Below are 19,839 nucleotides of genomic sequence, written 5' to 3'. Positions count from 1 at the left end.
GAAAGGGAGGAACAAGGATGAACAGAAAAAACAAATCGAAGATGCCAAAGGATGTGCTGTGCTTTAAGGCTGCCGGCTATCCCTTGTTGTTCCTCTTTGCGGCGCTGTGTCTGATCCCGTTTTTGATTGTAATCGGGTCTTCCCTCACCTCGGAGTCGTATATCATACGCAATGGTTACAGTATCTGGCCCAAGGATTGGTCCTTTGAAAGCTATAAGACGATTTTTCAAAGTCCGATGGCAATCATCCGGGCTTATGGGGTTACTACCTTTGTTACGGTGGTAGGGACAATCCTGAGTGTATTCTTAAATACCATGGCGGGCTATGTACTGCAGAGAAGGGATTTTGAATGGAGGAATAAGCTGTCCTTCTTCTATTTCTTCACCACCCTGTTCAGCGGGGGATTGATGCCCTGGTACATTCTCTGCGTAAGATACCTGCATCTGAAGGACAGCATCTGGGCCATGATCCTGCCGGGCATTGTATCGGTATGGAACATCCTGCTGGTGAAAGGCTTTATGGCAGGAATACCCTTTGAAATGACGGAAGCGGCAAAAATAGACGGAGCAGGGGATTTTTCTATCTTTCTCAGACTGATCTGGCCCCTGTCCAAGCCGGTTGTAGCCACCATCGGATTGTTTACGGCACTGACCTTCTGGAATGACTGGTATAATTCCATGCTGTTTATCAACAATAATCATCTTTACAGCTTGCAGTATCAGCTATATAAGCTGATCAATGATGCCAAGGAGCTCCGCAAGATTGCGGCGGAGTCGGGAATGGTAATCGACACCGTGCCCATTGAGTCCATGAAAATGGCACTGACAGTAGTAGTAACAGGGCCCATCGTCTTATTATATCCTTTTGTGCAGAGATATTTCATAAAAGGACTGACGCTGGGAGCTGTGAAAGGTTAATAGAATGAAATATAGGAGGGTTTAAGTTATGAAAAAAACAAAGAAGTTGATTGCACTGCTTCTGACAGGGATATTATCCTTGTCGCTCCTGGCCGGATGTGCCGGGAAACCAAAGCCTGGCAAAGAGGCTGGAGAAAACACACCGGCCCCCACCGGCACAGAAGCCAATGAACCGGCACTGACCTATAACGGACAGGATGTATCCGAGCCTGTGGAGCTGGTAATGTACTATATCGGGGACAAGACAGAGGACGAGGATCTGGTACTGGCAGAAGTGAATAAGATATTAAAGGATAAGATCAATGCCACTCTGGTACTGAAGAATATGTCCCTCAGTGATTATTCCACCAAGTATGCTTTGACCATCGCCGGCGGTGAGAATATAGATCTGATCTATACCTCCACCTGGGCGTTCTACCAGTCGGAGGCCAGCAAGGGAGCCTTTGCGGAGATCACAGACCAGGTGCTGGCAGATTATATGCCCCAGCACAAGGCAGGTCAGTCCGAGGCATCCTGGGGACAGGCCAAGATTGGGGATAAGATATATTTTGTTCCCTGTAATATGGCCAATGTCAGCGCCAATGCCATTCTGATCCGCGGTGATCTGAGGGAGAAATACGGCCTGGAGCCCCTGAAAAGCCTGGCTGATCTGGAAGCATATTATGCGGCAGTGGCAGCAGATCCGGATTCCGGCGTATCCTTTGCCTATAACGCATCCCAGAATAATGACACCTCTAAAAATATTGAGCTGTATGCGGAAAATGACTGGGTAAGAATTGAAGGAACCTTAGTAAACTATATTTCCTACAAATATTCGGATCAGGTAAGTGCCGAGGATCTGTTCTGGATCTATGGAACAGAGGAATATCTCAACTATGCAAAGCTTATGAAGAAATGGGCTGACGAAGGCTTCTGGTCCAGGAGCGCAATTGCCAATGCTACGGATGTAAAAGAAGCATACCTCAACGGAACCAGTGCCTCCTTCTCCCAGAACCTGGGAACTGTCGGAGCAGTGGCATCCGAGGTTGAGAAGAACCATCCTGAGTGGAAGCCGGAGATTTATGATTTGAATCCGGAGGCAAACCGTTTCTTCGCCGCATATACAGGAGACGGTGTGGCAGTGCTTGCCAACTCCCAGAATCAGGCGCGTGCGTTCATGGCACTGGATCTGCTGAAATTTGATAAGGACCTGTACTATCTGGTACGTCACGGTATCGAAGGCGTGCACTATAAGGTGGTATCGGACGGTATATGGGCACCTGGAGATGATATGAGCAAGAACCCCTTTGGTAACGGCTTCTCCTGGGGACTCAAGAACAATATCTATGAGATGAACAGGGAAGATACCTTTGCCGATCAGGTGAATATAGCTGACCAATGGAAATTAAAAGCAGTCGAGGGACCGACAGCAGCCTTCTCCTTTAATGATGCCAATGTGAAGAATGAGCTGGCCAGCCTGCAGAGCGTATACACCCAGTATGCACCCCTGCTGGATCTGGGTCTGGTAGAGGATGTGGAAAAGACCCTGGCTGAGTTCAACAAGCAGGCAGAAGCAGCCGGTTTACAGAAGATTATGGATGAAGTCAAGGTTCAGGTTGCTGCTTACCTGGAAAGTGTAAAGTAAGAATTAACAGATTGCTGTAAGCTGTTTGGCTTATGAGAACGAATATGCTTCCTGCCGGGAAGGAGTGAGTAACACTCTGCGGCGGGAAGCATATTGATTTTCCGCCAGTTTCCGTATTGCTTTTTGAAGGGGCATGTATTATGCTAAATAAGTACAAATGTTCTGTGTATGTCCCGGACTGGAGAGATATGCACAGAGGAGGGAAGAGAGGCCGGCAGAGGGCGGAAATGGAGTATCTATGATGAGGGATTCCGAGAAGACCATTGGTAATCTGATCGACAAGCAGACAATTGCTTATATCAGTTCAGTTGATGAAGAGGGCTATCCGAACACGAAGGCGATGTATGCGCCAAGGAAGAGGGAGGGCATCAGAGAGTTTTATTTCTCAACCAACACCTCCTCCCTGCGGGTGGAGCAATACAGGAGCAATCCGATGGCCTGCATCTATTTCAGTGACAGGCGTTTTTACCGCGGTGTTATGCTGAAGGGAACCATGGAGGTTCTTGAGGATGCAGAGAGCAAAGAGAGGATCTGGCTTCCCGGAGATACCATGTACTATCCTCTGGGGGCCGCGGACCCGGATTACTGCGTACTTAAATTTACTGCCAGGGAAGGCAGGTATTACAGCAGCTTTAAGTCCGAGACCTTCCGTATTCCTCCGAAGGAAGAGGATAAATTTTATCAGAAGGATAAGGAAATACATTGAACTATAAAAGAATACATGTAATAATATACAGGAGACATAGGATCATTTGATTATTACAGTGAGATAGGAAGAAGGAGGTTACCTATGGAATTCAGGAAGATGGACAAACTGGGAGTAGAGACATCCTTACTTGGCTTTGGTTGTATGCGATTTCCGAAAAATGAGGACGGCAGCATTGATGAGGCCAGGTCGGAGAAGATGATGGATTATGCGTATCGGAACGGGGTTAATTATTTTGATACGGCTTATGCATATCATGAGGGGAATAGTGAGATATTCACCGGAAAGGCTCTGGAGAAATACGACAGAGAGTCTTACTATCTGGCGACAAAGCTTCCCTGCTGGAAGGTGAAGAAGACAGAGGATGTAATGGCGCTTTTTGAGGAGCAGCTGACCAAGCTGAACAAGGATTATATTGATTTTTATCTGCTTCATTCCCTGGGCAGGGAGGGTTTTGATAAAATGGTAAGCTTGGGAGTGCTGGAGATCGTGGATCGGCTGAAGGCTGAGGGAAGGATCCGATATCTGGGCTTTTCCTTCCATGATGATTATGAAGCTTTTGAACATATCCTTACTTACCGTGACTGGGATTTCTGCCAGATACAGCTGAACTATATGGATACAGAGGAGCAGGCCGGCATGAAGGGATATGAGCTGGCAGAGAAGCTTGGTATTCCGGTGATTGTTATGGAGCCGGTCAAGGGAGGCTCTCTGGCCGAACTGCCGGAGGATGCCGCGAAGCCGCTGAAGGCAATTGCACCGGATAAGTCAATGGCCTCCTGGGCGCTCCGCTGGGTGGGCTCTCTGCCCAATGTAAAGCTGATTCTCAGCGGCATGTCCGATGAGCATCAGGTGGAGGATAATATCGAGACCTTCCGCAAGTTTGTTGCTCTGAATGATGCGGAGAAGCGGGCAGTGGAAGAGGCGGCCGATACCTTGAAGAGGAGAGTCAAGAACGGTTGTACGGGCTGTGCTTATTGTATGCCTTGTCCTGCCGGTGTTGATATTCCCAGGAACTTCTCCATTTGGAACCATTACGGCATCTATCAGAACGGCGGGACGCTGAAATGGCAGTGGAAGAACATTCCGGATGAGGCGAAGGCACATAACTGCGTGGAATGCGGTCAGTGTGAGGAGGCTTGCCCCCAGAAGCTGAATATCCGGGAGGATTTAAAGGTATTGCAGGAAGAACTGGACGCGGCCTGTGCGGTGTAAGAGCCGGCCGGTTTGTCAGATAAGCAGCTAAGCGGCAATGAGGCCGGGAATCATGGGGTAATCCGGATTCCCGGTCTCGTTGCCAGGAGAGGTCTTACTGCCAGGAGAAATCCCATCGATAAGGAACTATAGATCCAGAAGGAGAATCACTATGAATATTGATCTGGAATATTACCGTATCTTCTATTATGTGGCAAGGGCGGGCAGCTTTACCCAGGCAGGGGAGGAGCTGTGCATCTCCCAGCCGGCGGTGAGTCAGGCGATCAAGCTGCTGGAGACAAGCCTGGGAAGCAGACTCTTCGCGCGGTTAGCCAAAGGGGTAAAGCTGACACCGGAGGGAGAGATGCTGTACAGCTATGTAAAACAGGGCTATGAGTACATCCTGCTGGGAGAAGAGAAGTTCCGGAAGATGCTTGACCTGGAGAATGGTGAGATTCGGATCGGAGCCAGTGATATGACGCTTCAATTCTATCTGCTCCCATATCTGGAAGAGTTCCATGGGAGGTATCCGGGCATCAAGGTAACGGTAACCAACGCACCCACACCGGAGACCCTGGAATACCTGCACAGCGGCAGGATTGATTTCGGCGTTGTCAGTGAACCCTTTGAAACCAGGCCGGGAATAGAGGCTGCCCGGGTCAGGACCATACAGGATATCTTTGTGGCAGGCAGCCGTTTTATGAAGCTCAAGGGCGTTACACTTCCCTGGAGGGAACTGGAGGAGCTGCCGGGAATTTGCCTGGAGCACAATACCAGCACCAGGCGGTATATTGACGGATTCCTGCGGGAGAACGGAGTTGAGATGAAACCGGAGTTTGAATTGGCCACCAGCGACATGATTGTAAAATTCGCAGTCCGTAACCTGGGAATCGGATGTGTTGTGGAGGATTTTGCAAAGGAGGCGCTGGAAAAGGGGGAGCTATTCCGGCTGAGATTTGAGAAGGAGATGCCCAAGAGGCATTTCTGTATTGTAACAAGCCGTACGAATCCGGTATCTACGGCAGCGAAGGAATTATTGGAAACCATTGACCCGCAGATAAAGGAGTTACTATGCTGAATATAAAAATCAAATATTTTAATGAGCAGCTTGAGAAGCTGCAGTATATCGAGAACAAATCGGATTGGATCGACCTGCGTGCCGCCGCCAGGGTGGAGCTGAAGGCGGGAGAGTTTCAATTAATTCCCCTGGGGGTTGCAATCGAGCTGCCCAAGGGATATGAGGCCCATGTGGTGCCCAGAAGCAGCACCTATAAGAACTTCGGGATTATTCAGGTGAATTCCATGGGGATAGTGGATGAAAGCTACTGCGGGGATAATGATCAGTGGTTCTTTCCTGCATTAGCCATGAGGGATACCGTGATTGAGCCGAATGACCGTATCTGCCAGTTCCGTATTATGGAGCACCAGCCGGGAATTGAATTTACCGAGGTGGAAGAGCTGGGGAACCAGAACCGCGGCGGACATGGGAGTACGGGAAAGCAATAGTGGAGGGGTGTTATGGCAGGGCTGATGACCCACATGGTAATTGCGAGGGAGATAATAAAGCAATTCCCGGAGGCAGGTATCCGCCGGGAAGGGCTGTTTTATCTGGGCAACCTGGCGCCGGATGCGATCCATGCGAGGGAAGGATATATCAGGGCATATAAAAAGCACACACATTTTCGGGATGATATACCGGATCAGGAATTTGCGCAAAAGGAGCATCAGGCGGTTTATCGCAGACGTCTGGAGAAATTTGCCGCCGAAAACCGGGAACGCGGGGACGGTCTGGAGGATTTGTACAGAGGCTATGTGGCGCATATCTTAACGGACGAACTGTTCCTGCTCACGGTCCGCAGGGAATTCTGCCGGATCATGGAGAATATGGGGATTCTTCAGGAGGACCGGAGGTTCTTCGAATTTATTCTCAGGGATATGAACCGAAATGACCTTCTGTTGGTGAAGAACTATGAAGAGATGGAAGGAATCCGTCGTTGTATTGAGCAGACACCGGTCTGTTCCGTTGGCGAACTATTGAGCGTTCAGGAGATGAAGGACTCAAAGGAATGGCTGCTGAGGTATCATTTTGAAGAGGAGCATGAATTCCTGGAGCCGGTTTATATCAGCTATGCCAGAACCATGGAATTTATACAGGAGGCGGCGCGGGCGATTGCAGAGAAGCTTGCCGGGAAGGAAAGTCCCTTCCGGATATCTTGAATGGCATAAGGAATTGTTATAACAAACATAATGAGGATTGATTTTACTTATACAGCCTCCTTGGTTTATACTCAGAAAGTAACTGTCATAGGTATTTATGACCGGGTATATCAGCCAAGGAGGATTTTATATGGTGAAAGCAATTGTAGGCGCTAATTGGGGCGATGAAGGAAAAGGCAAGATCACGGACATGCTGGCACAGGAAGCGGATATCGTTGTAAGATATCAGGGCGGCAGCAATGCCGGCCATACGATTATCAATGAGCATGGTAAATTTGCACTTCACCTGCTTCCCTCCGGAGTATTTTATCATCACACCGCGAATGTGATAGGAAACGGCGTAGCATTGAACATCCCCTATCTGGTGAAGGAAATTCAATCCTTAGTGGACCGGGGCGTACCGGCTCCCAGAATTCTGGTGTCAGACCGGGCACAGGTAATGATGCCGTACCATATCCTGTTTGACCAGTATGAGGAAGAAAGATTGGGAGGGAGATCCTTCGGCTCTACAAAATCCGGGATTGCCCCCTTTTATTCGGATAAATATGCAAAAATCGGTTTTCAGGTATCTGAGTTATTTGATGAAGAAGTTTTAAGGGAAAAGGTGTTCCGTATCTGTGAAATGAAAAATGTTCTTTTGGAGCATATGTATCACAAGCCGGCCCTTGATCCGGAGGAATTATACCGGACTCTGCTGGAATACGCAGACCTGGTGAAACCCTATGCATGTGATGTATCTGCCTTTCTGCATGATGCAATCAAGGCAGGGAAGAATATCCTTCTGGAAGGACAGCTGGGAGCATTAAAGGATCCCGACTTCGGCATCTATCCCATGGTCACTTCCTCCTCCACCTTAGCTGCTTACGGAGCCATCGGTGCAGGAATTCCCCCCTATGCTATCAGGGAGATCATCACAGTAGTAAAAGCCTATTCGTCGGCGGTAGGAGCCGGTGAATTCGTCAGTGAAATCTTCGGGGATGAGGCGGAGGAATTAAGAAGGCGCGGCGGCGACGGCGGCGAATACGGAGCAACAACCGGAAGGCCGAGACGAATGGGCTGGTTTGATGCGGTGGCGTCCCGCTACGGCTGCAGAATGCAGGGAGCAACCGAGGCTGTTCTGACCGTACTGGATGTTCTGGGGTATCTGGATACCCTTCCGGTCTGCGTAGGATATGAAATGGACGGGAAGGTAACAAAGGATTTTCCTGCAACGGTTACGCTGGCCAAGGCAAAGCCGGTATATCAATACCTTCCGGGTTGGAAGACCGATATCCGGGGAATCAGAACCTATGAAGAGCTTCCGGAAAACTGCAGAAGATATATCGAATTCATTGAAAAAGAGCTGGAGGTTCCCGTGACCATGATTTCCAACGGACCGGGAAGGGAGGATATCATCTTTACCAACAGCAAACCGCTCAGCGGAAAGTAGGAAGACACACCTCTGATTCTCATTGATTTGGAATTCGGAGGTGTTTTTTTACCTGGACTTTGCAGCCATCCTGTGATACGATGAACATGCTTGACTGCGCCGACCGAAGGGTGTGCGCATTTTGAAATAAAGCACAGAAAGGTTAGTCTATGAATTTATTAACAGTTGAAAATATGAGCAAAAGCTATACGGAGCGGATGCTGTTTGACAATGTGACGTTTGGAATCAATGAGGGTGAGAAAATCGGGCTGATCGGAATCAACGGCACGGGGAAATCCACCCTTCTTAAAATAATTGCGGGGCTGGAGGAGCCGGACAGCGGTTCGGTGATCAGGGGAAAGAAGGTCCGTATCGGATACCTGTCCCAGAATCCCGTCTTTGACCATCAGCTATCCGTCCTTCAGAATGTCCTTCTGAACCAGAAAGCGGAGGAGGAGTACCGCAATCTGGAGGGAGAGGCGAGGGCCATGCTGCAAAGGCTCGGCATCTCCGACCCGGAGGTATCTCCCGAAATCTTGTCCGGCGGACAGAGAAAGAGGGTGGCGCTGGTGCGCACGCTTCTGACTCCGGCAGAGATACTGGTGCTGGACGAGCCGACCAACCATCTGGACAGTGAGATGGCGGAGTGGCTGGAAGAGTATCTGATCAAATACCGGGGAGCCTTTCTTATGGTAACCCATGACCGCTATTTTCTGGATAAGGTAACGAATAAGATACTGGAGCTGGACAAGGGCAGTATCTATTCCTACCAGGTGAATTACTCCCGGTTTCTGGAGCTTAAGGCGGAGAGAGAGGATATGCTTATGGCTACAGAGCGGAAGGCCCGAAGCCTCTTCCGTATTGAGCTGGAATGGATGCAGCGGGGAGCGAGAGCCCGTTCCACGAAACAGAAGGCCCATATCCAGCGTTTTGAAGAATTACGGGACCGTAAGACCATTGAAACAGACGGGAAGGTGGAGATCAATGCCCTGTCGGCCAGAATAGGCAGGAAGACCATAGAAGTGGCAGGGATAAGCAAGGGCTTCGGCGAACGAAGCTTATTCCGTGATTTCTCCTACATCCTTCTGCCCGGTGACCGGATCGGCATCATAGGGCCTAATGGCTGCGGTAAATCCACCCTGTTAAATATCATAACGGGAATGCTCCCTCCTGATGAGGGAAGCGTAGAGACCGGAAGTACCATTAAGCTGGGATATTTCTCCCAGGAGAATGAATATATGGATGAAAGTCTCCGTGTGATTGACTATATCAGAGATACGGCGGAATACATCCAGACCTCGGAGGGCACGGCGACGGCCTCCCAGATGTGCGAGCGTTTTCTGTTTCCCGGCTCCATGCAATATACTCAGATCGCCCGGCTTTCCGGCGGCGAAAAGCGGAGGCTGTATCTATTGAAGGTGCTGATGGAGGCACCCAATATTCTGGTGCTGGACGAGCCTACCAATGATCTGGACATCCAGACTCTGACGATTCTGGAGGATTATCTGGAGACCTACCCGGGTATCGTTGTTTCTGTATCCCATGACCGTTATTTTCTGGATAAGATGGCAGAGAGAATATTCTCCTTTGAGGGTGGGAGCATCCGGCAGTATGAGGGGAATTTTACAGATTATAAAGAAAGCAGGAGGCTGCGTGAGGCCGGCAGTGCGGTTCCCGGAAAGCCGGGAGCAGGGAACGCCTCCAAGGCTGCCGGGGAATCCAAGCCGGACAGCAGTGCCGCCTGGAAGCAGAGGAGCAGCAAGCCGAAGTTCACTTACCAGGAGCAAAAGGAATATGACACCATTGATGAAGTCATTGCCGCATTGGAGGCAAGCTTAGAGGAAACGGACAAAGCGATAGCGGAGGCCGCTGCGGACTATTCCAGATTAAATGAGCTGATAAAGCAGAAGGAAGCACTGGAGAAGGAACTGGAGGAGAAGATGGAGCGCTGGGTGTATCTGAACGATCTGGCGGAGCAGATTGAAGCTTCCAGGAACAATTAATAGAATGCCGCAAAGCTTGGAGAAGGGATGGCTTCAACAGTCTTTCTGTATAGGATTGCTGAAGTCTTCCTTTCTGCTATTGTATAGGACGATTTTTTAATTGAAGTAATAAGGTTGAAAGAAGCGGGAGGAAAACCGGATCCAGGCGGTATTTTCATGGTGATTTGTGCGGTGTGAGGCATGGACATCATTATGGGCTGGGTTGATGCTCATGATATAACCGGCGGAATTGGGTGGGGGTAAGCCCCTCCTTTTTTTTGAATTGCCGTATGAAATGCATTTCATTCTCATACCCACAGGAATCCGCTAATTCCCGAACAGACATATCCGTTGTGGTAAGATAGAACTTCGCCCGTTCTATCCGTGCCAGAATTACCTCCTGTATGCAGGAGATATGATACAGCTTCTTATACAAATGCTGAAAATAATAAGGACTCATGTGGACATACTCCGCCATGGCATCCACCGTCCATTTCTTATGAGGAGTATTGTGGATATTGATGCGGAGCTGATGAATTCTCTGGTAATGCTTATGCGCGTTTGCCATTGCCGGAAGGGCCGTAATCTGGGAGTCCAGACTGTATAACAGAAGCCGCATCAGGGCATCCTGAAGCTCCTGCCGGTGAGGGGTGTCGGCATGGCTTTCCTGAACCAGCATACGGACATAATTGGACAGCTGGCTGATCTGAGGAAGGTAGACGGGCTGCCGGAAGGGAATGTGCAATTGCTCCAGCAAGCCGGGCTCGCCGATCATGTCAAAATGAATCCAATCATCATTATAAAAGCTGTGCTTGCTGCCATAATGCATATAGCTGTTGCGGTCAAATAAAATAGCCATATTGGGAGCGGTGGTTTCTATGGAACCATTCAGCTCAAAGAAAGCCTCGGTTTTTACCAGCAGCAGGATATAGTTGGGGACCCCGGTTTTGCGGAGCATGTGGAATTTTGTCTTATGCCTGGAATCGTGCCCGCAATTCATTACGGTAATCATAGGGCGGCCTCCTTTCGGTAAAAAGCTGAGTTGATAAAAAAGCAGGAAAGATCTATTAATAACATTATAATACATTGCTGCCCGTATTGAAAAGTATTATTATATTGTCTAACGGAAGTAACTATTCAGCCGGTCAGCATGGTAACAATAGCAGGTTTGGTATTATAAGAATTGGAGGTAGCAGGAATGATGTTGAAGGAATTGGACAGGCAGTGGGTGGAAGCTGCAGCAGGTAAGATAAGGGAGAAGATGGCATGGGTCAGCGAGAAGTCGAAGAATAAGATTCCCTATACGACCATGAACGGCACTCATGATAATTGCAGCGAAAGTGACCGTGATATGCAAAAGTCGGACGGACTGAACTGGTGGACCAATGGTTTCTGGGGCGGAATGATGTGGCTGATGTATCATGAGACCGGAGAAGAGAGGTATGCTGAGATAGCCAGGTTCTCGGAGGAGAAGCTGGACCAGTGTCTGGAGGATTATTACGGGCTTCACCATGATGTAGGTTTTATGTGGCTTTTAACTGCGGTTGCCGATTACCGCCTGACCAAAGCGGAGGATGGGAAGAGAAGAGGAATGCATGCGGCCAATCTTCTGGCCGGGCGCTTTAATCCTGCCGGACGCTTTATCCGTGCCTGGAACAGCAACCCTTATAGTGATAACACGGGCTGGGCAATTATTGACTGTATGATGAATGTTCCGCTGCTGCATTGGGCTACGGAGATGACGGGAGATCCCAGGTTTAAGCAGATCGCTGTCATCCATGCGGATACGGCGATGAACCATTTCATCAGACCGGACGGTTCCTCGGAGCATATTGTGGAATTTGACCCGGAGCAGGGCGGGGTGGTGAGAACCCACGGCGGACAGGGCTATGAGAATGGTTCCTCCTGGACCAGGGGGCAGGCCTGGGGAATCTATGGCTTTATCCTGAGCTATATTCGCACCGGCAAGATAGAATACCTGAACACAGCAAAACGGATAGCTCATTATTTTATCGCCAACATACCGGAGAGCGGCCTGATACCCATCGATTTCAGACAGCCCAGGGAAGACCTCTGGGAGGATTCCACGGCAGCGGCAATTGCCGCCTGCGGTTTCATCGAAATTGCACGGGCCGTAGGAGACGGGGAGAAGGATCTGTATCTGAATGCAGCTTTGAAGCTGTTAAAGGCCCTGGATGAGAACCGATGCAACTGGAGCAGGGAGAATGACTGCATTCTGGAGAAATGCTCTGAGGCGTACCATGGAACCAAGCACATTAATATTATCTATGGAGATTATTTCTTCATGGAAGCTATCTTTAAATTAAAAGGGAATGATATTCTTCTCTGGTAATAGAGGCAAAGGCAACGGACAGCATATTCAAACGGTCCGTTGCCTTTTGGCCTTTTATCGTATTTTGGGAATTACCGTTCCTGTTTGTAGAGGGTATAGAAGTCAGCCTCTACATCTTCCATTCTTTTACCATACCAGAACTTCGCATCTTCCAGGGCTTTATTATAAAGATAGGGACCCAGATTCTCCAGGAAGAAATCCAGAATACCCTCGGAAGCCAGGACTCCCAGCTTCTCGTCCCTCTCTGTCTCAAAATAGTATATAATTTCATCCAAAAACTTTTTCTTCAATTCCAGCGGCAAATTGATGCCCAGGGGATTTGTTTTCTTATTCATGGGGAATACCCTCCTTTTTATGCTGTTCTCTCAAATTGCGAGTTATACAGGTTTGCATAAAATCCGCCCTTGGCCAGAAGCTCCGTATGAGTACCCTGCTCCACAATATCCCCTTCATTCATGACAAGAATAAGATCGGCATCCCGTATGGTAGACAGCCGGTGTGCAATGATGAAGCTGGTTCTTCCCTTCATCAGATTGTCCATGGCCTTCTGAATTAAAATCTCAGTTCTGGTATCCACGGAGCTGGTGGCCTCGTCGAGGATGAGTATTCTGGGATCTGCCAGAATTGCCCGGGCTATGGTCAGCAGCTGCTTCTGTCCCTGGGACACATTGGTGGCTTCTTCATTGAGCACCATCTGATATCCATCGGGCAGGGTAGAGATGAAGTGATGCACATGTGCCGCCTTTGCCGCCCGGATTACCTCCTCATCAGTGGCATCCAGCCTGCTGTAACGGAGATTGTCCATGATGGTTCCGGTAAACAGCCAGGTGTCCTGAAGCACCATGCCGAACATCCTGCGCAGATCACTGCGGTTAAAATCCTTGATGTTATGGCCGTCAATGAGAATCTCTCCGCTGTTAATGTCATAGAACCGCATCAGCAGCTTGACCATAGTAGTTTTTCCGGCGCCTGTGGGTCCAACGATGGCAATCTTCTGTCCATTGGCAACCTTTGTGCTGAAATTATTAATAATAATCTTATCCGGATGATAGCCAAACCGCACTTGTTTAAATTCCACATTGCCCTTCAGCCCCTCGATGGAAACCGGATTTTCCACAGTCTGAACCTCTTCTTCCACAGCCAGGAATTCAAACACCCTCTCTGCGGCGGCAGCTGTGGACTGGAACATATTGGCAACCTGCATCAGCTGGTTAATAGGCTGGGTGAACTGACGAATATACTGGAAGAAGGACTGGATCTGTCCGACCTCGATCTTGCCGTGAATTGCCAGGTAACCGCCCAGGATGGCAACACCCACATAGCCTACGTTGCCTACAAACTGCATTACCGGCATCATCAGTCCGGACAGGAACTGGGATTTCCAGGCGGACTCATAGAGCTTCTCATTCTTCTCGTCGAATTCCCGGATGGAATCCTCCTCCTTATTAAACACCTTGATAATATTATGGCCGCCATAGACCTCTTCCACCTGGCCGTTAACATGACCCAGATATTCCTGCTGCTGGGCAAAGTATTTCTGGGATTTCTTCACTACCCGGCTTACCAATATAACTGAAACAGGAAGAATCAGCAGAGCCAGGAGAGTCATGGTTACACTGATGCGCAGCATCATGATCAGTACACCTACGATGGTAACGGCAGAGGTGATGAGCTGCTGCAGGCTCTGGTTCAGGCTGTTGCTGAGGGTATCCACATCGTTAGTCACTCTGGAGAGAATCTCGCCATGGGAGGTGGTATCAAAGTAATTCATGGGCATACGGTGAATCTTCTCCGAGATATCCCGGCGGAATTTGTAGGATACCTTCTGGCTGATTCCTGTCATAATCCAGCCCTGGACAAAGTTCAGCAGAGCACTCACTCCATAGAGCAGGATCAGGATCATCAGAATTCTGGACAGAGCGGTGAGATCGATCCCGCCTTTTCCGTTGATTTTATCAATCAGCCCATTGTAGATGACAGTGGTTGCATCACCCATGATGGTGGGGCCTACGATGGAAAAGATAGTACTTCCCACGGCAAAGATCAGCATCATGATGAGGCCGAAACGGAATTTGGATAAGCTGGCGGAGAGCTTTTTCATGGTACCTTTAAAATCTTTGGCTTTTTCACCGGGCATCATTCCGGGGGGCCCCATATGGCCGCCTCTGGGTCTTCTGCCGGTCGGCGCCTGGTTAAGGGGTGCCTCTTGCTTATTCTCTTCTCTACTCATAACTTAATTCCTCCTCTGATAATTGGGAAGAAGCTATCTGCTGATATACTTCACAATTCTTAAGCAGTTCTCTGTGGGTTCCTTTGCCGACAATACGTCCGTCGTCCAAAACCAGAATCTGTTCCGCATTCATAATGGTGCTGATTCTCTGGGCCACAATAAGAACGGTGCTGTCCGTAAGCTCTTCCTTCAGGGTCTTTCTTAAAACAGAATCCGTTTTATAATCCAGTGCGGAAAAGCTGTCGTCAAAGATATAGATCTCCGGATTCCTGGCAATGGCACGGGCGATGGACAGACGCTGCTTCTGTCCGCCGGACACATTCGTTCCGCCCTGGGCGATGGGGGATTGATAGCCTTCCGGCTTTGCTTCAATAAATTCTGTGGCCTGAGCAATTCGGGCAGCCCGCTTTACCTCTTCTTCAGTTGAATGGGGAGCGCCGAAAGTAATATTGGATTCTACGGTTCCAGTGAACAGTACGCCCTTCTGGGGCACGAAGCCCAGCTTCTCACGCAGGGAATGCTGTTTCATCCTTGTGATCTCCGTTCCGTCCAGCAGGATGGAGCCTCCGGTGACATCGTAGAATCGGGGTATCAGGTTGATCAGGGTTGACTTGCCGCTTCCGGTGCTTCCGATGATCGCCGTAGTTTTCCCCGGTCTGGCGGTAAAGCTGATGCCGGAGAGAACATCCTCCTCGGCGCCCGGATAACGGAAGGATACATCGCGAAATTCCAGGAGTCCCTTCATGCCCGCCTTGGCCGGCTCATCCTGTCCGGAGTCTTTGATGGAAGTATCTGTCTGCAGGATCTCATCGATGCGCTTTGCCGCTACGGCAGCTCTGGGAAGCATAATGGAGACCATGGTAAGCATCAGGAAGGACATAATGATCTGCATGGTGTACTGAATGAAGGCGATCATATCACCCACCTGCATGGTTCCGGCGTCAATCCGGTTAGCGCTGACCCACAGGATCAGAAGGGAGATAAGATTCATAATCATCATCAGCACCGGCATCATGAAGGTCATAACCCGGTTGACAAAAAGAGAGTTCTTCGTTACATCCAGATTGGCACGGTCAAAACGCTTTTCCTCATAATCAACGGTGCTAAAGGCGCGGATAACGGGAAGTCCGGTGATGATCTCACGGGTAACCAGGTTGATCCGGTCCACTAGTTTTTGCATTATCTTGAATTTGGGCATTGCGACCACCATCAATATGCCGATCAGGATAAAGATGGCTCCCACGCCCACGATTAAGATCCAGGACATGGAGGTATTGGTATTCATTACCTTGATAATGCCGCCGACTGCCATGATGGGGGCGTAGATTACAATCCGGATCAGGAACACAATCAAGGACTGCACCTGCTGGATATCATTGGTGCTGCGGGTAATCAGGGAAGCGGTGGAGAACTGGTCCATTTCCTGGCTGGAGAAGGAGAGAACCTTCTTAAATACCCCGTTTCTCAGATCACGGCCCAATCTGGCTGCAATTCTTGAGGAAAGAAAGGTGACAAGAATGGAAGCCAGCATCGCTACCAGTGCCAGACCAATCATCTTCAGGCCGACCAGCAGAATGTAATTGATCTGCATCCGGTCCGTGTTTCTCCCAAGTGCCTGATACTCGGCCTTGACATAGGCACTAGCGCCGGCAGTAAGCAGCATCTCCGGCATCTCCTTCAGCTTCTCGGAGGCAGATGCCAGTATGGCGGCTTTCGCTTCGGCAGGAAGCGTGGCCAGCAGCTGGAACAGATCCGGATTACCCTGGGTCATTTCGGCAGGGAAACCTGCCAGAAACTGCTGCTTCATCTCCTGGGAGGCTTCGCTGTCTCCTTCGAGGGAGAGTGTCATCATCATGGGAATGGACAAAGCGTCTGTGAGAGCCTCTTCCTCTTGTCCATCCCACAGGTAAACGGCCTCGGAGCTCAGGACAGGGTACTTCTTCCCATAATCGGACCATTCCTTAGTGCTGTAATCCTCCTGCTGAAGGAGGGTAAAATGGCTGAGTACCAGAGCTTTGCCGGGTTCATCCAGGAACAGAACCAGTTTATCCAGCTCTGAAGCACGAATGGCATCAGGCACGGTATCTTCCACACCGCCTTTAGCGATACCTACATTAATGATATCCGAAGTGTAGGTGGGCAGGGAAAGGTCACTGAAAGCCTGGATTACCAGCAAAATTACAACAAACAAAATTGCGGTAATTGATTTGTTCAAAAATTTAAAAAGCTTTAGCATAGGAGTTCCTTTCTTGGATCGTATCGATTTTAAAAATTATCTGTTTAGATTAGCCTTAATCTTATCCGTAAGATGCAAAAGGGTGTGCAGCTCTTCATCGCTGAAGCCGTCAAACAGCCGTTCTGTCGCATTCCGCATGAACAGCTCCCCTTTTTTAGCCAGATTCCTGCCCTCAGGGGTAAGATATACCCTCATTATTCTTTTGTCGGTATCATCCGGGACACGGTATACATATTGGTTTGCTTCCAGTTTGTTCAGCATACCGGTGATGGATGAGGGCTTTACAAAATGCTTTTTGGCAAGCTCCTTCTGGGTAAGACCCTCCTTCTCCCGAATTAACAGCAGCAATTCAGGCTGACCCGGATAGAGATTGGTTTCGCTCATCCGCTGGTAGGAATGCTGACGAAATAATTTGAAAATCTCCGTGAAGCTGTGAAGCAGCTGCTTTATTTCGGGTTTCATAAGTTTTCCTATCTCCTCCTTAGAAATTGTGTCAATATCTATCAGGCCGTATGTTTTCTGTGCAGAGCAAGAATTACTTAGGAGCCTAATTAATATGTATTATAGCACGGTAGGACTATATGTCAATATTTCCATTTGTAAAGTTTTTAATAACCGGCAGGCCGCTTAATTTATATATATTTAATTTTTCTCCTACGCCAACAGAGAATACCAGAGTTACCGGGAAAAGAAAAACTGCCATACACAGGACGGTATGATCCGCAGGCTGTGTGTATGGCAGATGACGTTTACAGAAGCTTTGATACGAGCGGCTCTCATGGTTAGTTCAGACGATCCAGCAATATATCCAGCAGCTTGTCGTTGTCCTCAGGCTTCATGAAACAAAAACGGATAAATTTGTTGTCAAGGAAAGGGAAGGTGGAGCAGTCACGAATCATCAGGCCTTTTTCTATGGCCGCTTCAAAAAGATCCATGGAGGTAATCTCATTTTTTAATATTTTAACAAGCACAAAATTAGCGGTAGGAGGGTAGTGTTTTATTGCTGGACAGGAGGATAAAATTCTGCTGATCCGGATTCTCTCACCGGCAATCAGCTGCCGGGTGTCCTTAATATAGCCCTCATCGGTGAACATGATCTCACCGGCAATGGCGGCCAGACTGTTGATGGTCCAGGGATTCTTTCTCTGGTTCATCTCCTTTAACAAATCGGCATTGCCGCAGACCGCATAGCCCAAGCGCAATCCGGGTGCGGCAAAGAATTTGGAAATGCCGCGCAGGATGATGATATTATTGTAATATCCCGTGAGAGGGGAGGAGGTAATCTTATGAACATCCTCGGCAAACTCCACATAGGTCTCGTCAACCATGACAAAGATGCCTTTTTGCTTGCAGATATCCAGGATCTTCCGCATATCATTCCTGGTAATCGCAGACGAGGTGGGATTATTAGGGTTACAGATAACCAGAAGCTCAATGTCCTCGGTCAGCTCCTGCTCCAGGGAGGAGATATCCAGAATAAAATCCCGATCCTCTTCCAAACGGTAATAGCGGGTGCTTCCGCCGCCCAGGGCTATTTCACGCTCATATTCGGAATAGGTAGGGCCGATAATTAGGGCCTTTCTGGGGCGTTTGATCTGGATGAAGAGAGAGATCAGCTCGGTAGAGCCATTGCCCACGATGATATTTTCCATATCTGTGCGGACGTATTCCGCAATCCTTCGGCGCAGGGAAGCATATTCCCGGTCAGGATAGCTCATGATGGCATCGATCTTCTGGGACAGGGAGGCTTTGAGCTTGGGGGAAATGCCCAATGGGTTTACGTTGGCGGAGAAGCTGATAATCTCCTCCTTCTTTATGCCATATATTTTTTCTATGGTTTCCAGGTCACTGCCATGGAAATGATCCGTATGCTTAATCATGATGAAATCTCCTTTGTCCTCGTTTTGCAATGCATCTGAGCTTTTTGTTTTACTCTTTGATTGACTTTTGACTAGATAGTTATTGCTCCGGTTCTCTATTGGGCGATTTTTTGCTTGAACTCTTCAAAATCTTTTCTGAGTTCATCGATCATATGGAGTGTGAAGAGAGAGGAATCATTCTCCAGTTTGGTAATCCGGTAATACTGAGTCAGATCATCCACATTCTTCTGGATGTTCACAATCTTACCCTCTATTATATTTCTGGTTCTGTCCAGCTCATCAAGTATCAGATTTTCTGATTGTGCAAATCGTTTGTTCATCTTCGTAGTGAAAGTTGACTCGATTTTCTTTGCGCTGGCATCAATGCGTTTGTCCATCTCATTAATGAGAATTGTTCTGGTTTCTTTGGCACTGGTATCGATACGTTTGTCCATCTCGTTAATGAGAGTAGCCTCAGTTTTCTCCGCTCTGGCATCAATGCGTTTGTCCATCTCATTAATGAGAATTGTTCTGGTTTCTTTGGCACTGGTATCAATGCGTTTGTCCATCTCATTAATGAGAATTGTTCTGGTTTCTTTGGCACTGGTATCAATGCGTTTGTCCATCTCATTAATGAGAATTGTTCTGGTTTCTTTGGCACTGGTATCAATGCGTTTGTCCATCTCATTAATGAGAGTAGCCTCAGTTTTCTCCGCTCTGGCATCAATGCGTTTGTCCATCTCATTAATGAGAATTGTTCTGGTTTCTTTGGCACTGGTATCGATGCGTTTGTCCATCTCATTAATGAGAGTAGCCTCAGTTTTCTCCGCTCTGGCATCGATGCGTTTGTCCATCTCATTAATGAGAGTTGTCTCAGTTTTCTCCGCTCTGGCATCAATGCGTTTGTCCATCTCATTAATGAGAGTAGCCTCAGTTTTCTCCGCTCTGGCATCGATACGTTTGTCCATCTCATTAATGAGAGTTGTCTCAGTTTTCTCGGCTCTGGCATCGATGCGTTTGTCCATCTCATTAATGAGAGTTGTCTCAGTTTTCTCGGCTCTGGCATCGATGCGTTTGTCCATCTCATTAATGAGAGTTGTCTCAGTTTTCCTC

18 protein-coding genes are annotated in these 19,839 nt (G+C 48.6%); 10 read left to right on the top strand and 8 right to left on the bottom strand.

Going from position 1 to position 19,839, the window contains the following annotated elements; genetic code table 11:
• Positions 1 to 17 precede the first annotated feature (17 nt).
• The 9 genes from HNQ56_RS09680 to HNQ56_RS09640 all read left to right on the top strand — a co-directional run bounded on the left by HNQ56_RS09680 (position 18) and on the right by HNQ56_RS09640 (position 10,069).
• The gene (locus tag HNQ56_RS09680) at positions 18 to 917 is read left to right on the top strand and encodes a carbohydrate ABC transporter permease (RefSeq protein WP_429145051.1); all 900 of its coding nucleotides are present in this window, start codon (positions 18 to 20) and stop codon (positions 915 to 917) included.
• A gap of 28 nt (positions 918 to 945) precedes the next feature.
• Positions 946 to 2,541 (top strand): ABC transporter substrate-binding protein, encoded by a 1,596-nt coding sequence (locus HNQ56_RS09675; RefSeq protein WP_429145050.1) that lies wholly within the window; start codon positions 946 to 948, stop codon positions 2,539 to 2,541.
• A 241-nt stretch (positions 2,542 to 2,782) separates the two neighbouring features.
• The gene (locus tag HNQ56_RS09670) at positions 2,783 to 3,247 is read left to right on the top strand and encodes a pyridoxamine 5'-phosphate oxidase family protein (protein WP_429145636.1); all 465 of its coding nucleotides are present in this window, start codon (positions 2,783 to 2,785) and stop codon (positions 3,245 to 3,247) included.
• An 84-nt stretch (positions 3,248 to 3,331) separates the two neighbouring features.
• On the top strand, positions 3,332 to 4,462 hold the full coding sequence (locus tag HNQ56_RS09665) for an aldo/keto reductase (RefSeq protein ID WP_429145049.1): 1,131 nt from the start codon (positions 3,332 to 3,334) through the stop codon (positions 4,460 to 4,462).
• A gap of 151 nt (positions 4,463 to 4,613) precedes the next feature.
• Entirely contained in the window at positions 4,614 to 5,519 is a 906-nt protein-coding gene (locus HNQ56_RS09660) for a LysR family transcriptional regulator (protein WP_429145047.1), read from the top strand.
• On the top strand, positions 5,513 to 5,947 hold the full coding sequence (locus tag HNQ56_RS09655) for a dUTP diphosphatase (protein ID WP_429145045.1): 435 nt from the start codon (positions 5,513 to 5,515) through the stop codon (positions 5,945 to 5,947). The genes HNQ56_RS09660 and HNQ56_RS09655 overlap by 7 nt, the downstream gene beginning before the upstream one ends.
• A gap of 12 nt (positions 5,948 to 5,959) precedes the next feature.
• Positions 5,960 to 6,658: a zinc dependent phospholipase C family protein gene (locus tag HNQ56_RS09650; protein ID WP_429145043.1), complete on the top strand. Its 699-nt coding sequence runs from the start codon at positions 5,960 to 5,962 to the stop codon at positions 6,656 to 6,658.
• 130 nt (positions 6,659 to 6,788) lie between these two features.
• Positions 6,789 to 8,087 (top strand): adenylosuccinate synthase, encoded by a 1,299-nt coding sequence (locus HNQ56_RS09645; protein ID WP_429145041.1) that lies wholly within the window; start codon positions 6,789 to 6,791, stop codon positions 8,085 to 8,087.
• 149 nt (positions 8,088 to 8,236) lie between these two features.
• Positions 8,237 to 10,069 carry an ABC-F family ATP-binding cassette domain-containing protein gene (locus HNQ56_RS09640; RefSeq protein WP_429145040.1) on the top strand — a complete coding sequence of 611 codons (1,833 nt, stop codon included), beginning with the start codon at positions 8,237 to 8,239 and terminating at the stop codon, positions 10,067 to 10,069.
• A 190-nt stretch (positions 10,070 to 10,259) separates the two neighbouring features.
• Here the strand turns inward: HNQ56_RS09640 and HNQ56_RS09635 are convergent, their stop codons facing one another.
• Positions 10,260 to 11,060 (bottom strand): helix-turn-helix transcriptional regulator, encoded by an 801-nt coding sequence (locus tag HNQ56_RS09635; protein ID WP_429145038.1) that lies wholly within the window; start codon positions 11,058 to 11,060, stop codon positions 10,260 to 10,262.
• A 186-nt stretch (positions 11,061 to 11,246) separates the two neighbouring features.
• Between HNQ56_RS09635 and HNQ56_RS09630 the strand changes: the two genes are divergently transcribed.
• On the top strand, positions 11,247 to 12,401 hold the full coding sequence (locus HNQ56_RS09630; RefSeq protein ID WP_429145036.1) for a glycoside hydrolase family protein: 1,155 nt from the start codon (positions 11,247 to 11,249) through the stop codon (positions 12,399 to 12,401).
• A 71-nt stretch (positions 12,402 to 12,472) separates the two neighbouring features.
• Here the strand turns inward: HNQ56_RS09630 and HNQ56_RS09625 are convergent, their stop codons facing one another.
• The 7 genes from HNQ56_RS09625 to HNQ56_RS09595 form a co-directional block, all read right to left on the bottom strand.
• Positions 12,473 to 12,736: a DUF2164 domain-containing protein gene (locus tag HNQ56_RS09625; RefSeq protein WP_429145034.1), complete on the bottom strand. Its 264-nt coding sequence runs from the start codon at positions 12,734 to 12,736 to the stop codon at positions 12,473 to 12,475.
• Between the two features lie 17 nt (positions 12,737 to 12,753).
• The gene (locus HNQ56_RS09620) at positions 12,754 to 14,631 is read right to left on the bottom strand and encodes an ABC transporter ATP-binding protein (protein ID WP_429145032.1); all 1,878 of its coding nucleotides are present in this window, start codon (positions 14,629 to 14,631) and stop codon (positions 12,754 to 12,756) included.
• On the bottom strand, positions 14,624 to 16,867 hold the full coding sequence (locus HNQ56_RS09615) for an ABC transporter ATP-binding protein (RefSeq protein WP_429145030.1): 2,244 nt from the start codon (positions 16,865 to 16,867) through the stop codon (positions 14,624 to 14,626). The genes HNQ56_RS09620 and HNQ56_RS09615 overlap by 8 nt, the downstream gene beginning before the upstream one ends.
• 36 nt (positions 16,868 to 16,903) lie before the next feature.
• Positions 16,904 to 17,329, bottom strand: coding sequence for a MarR family winged helix-turn-helix transcriptional regulator (locus HNQ56_RS09610; RefSeq protein ID WP_429145028.1), 426 nt, complete (start codon positions 17,327 to 17,329; stop codon positions 16,904 to 16,906).
• Positions 17,330 to 17,444: 115 nt separating this feature from the next.
• On the bottom strand, positions 17,445 to 17,570 hold the full coding sequence (locus HNQ56_RS09605; RefSeq protein WP_429145026.1) for a hypothetical protein: 126 nt from the start codon (positions 17,568 to 17,570) through the stop codon (positions 17,445 to 17,447).
• A gap of 79 nt (positions 17,571 to 17,649) precedes the next feature.
• Positions 17,650 to 18,747, bottom strand: coding sequence for a pyridoxal phosphate-dependent aminotransferase (locus HNQ56_RS09600; RefSeq protein ID WP_429145025.1), 1,098 nt, complete (start codon positions 18,745 to 18,747; stop codon positions 17,650 to 17,652).
• Positions 18,748 to 18,842: 95 nt separating this feature from the next.
• On the bottom strand, positions 18,843 to 19,839 hold a 997-nt coding region (locus HNQ56_RS09595; protein ID WP_429145023.1), incomplete at its 5' end, for a hypothetical protein.

Origin of the sequence: Anaerotaenia torta (assembly GCF_050433395.1) — a bacterium.
GTDB lineage: Bacteria > Bacillota > Clostridia > Lachnospirales > Lachnospiraceae > Mobilitalea > Mobilitalea torta.
The sequence above is the reverse complement of the archived record's forward strand: the minus strand, read 5'-3'. Positions and strand labels throughout refer to the sequence as shown.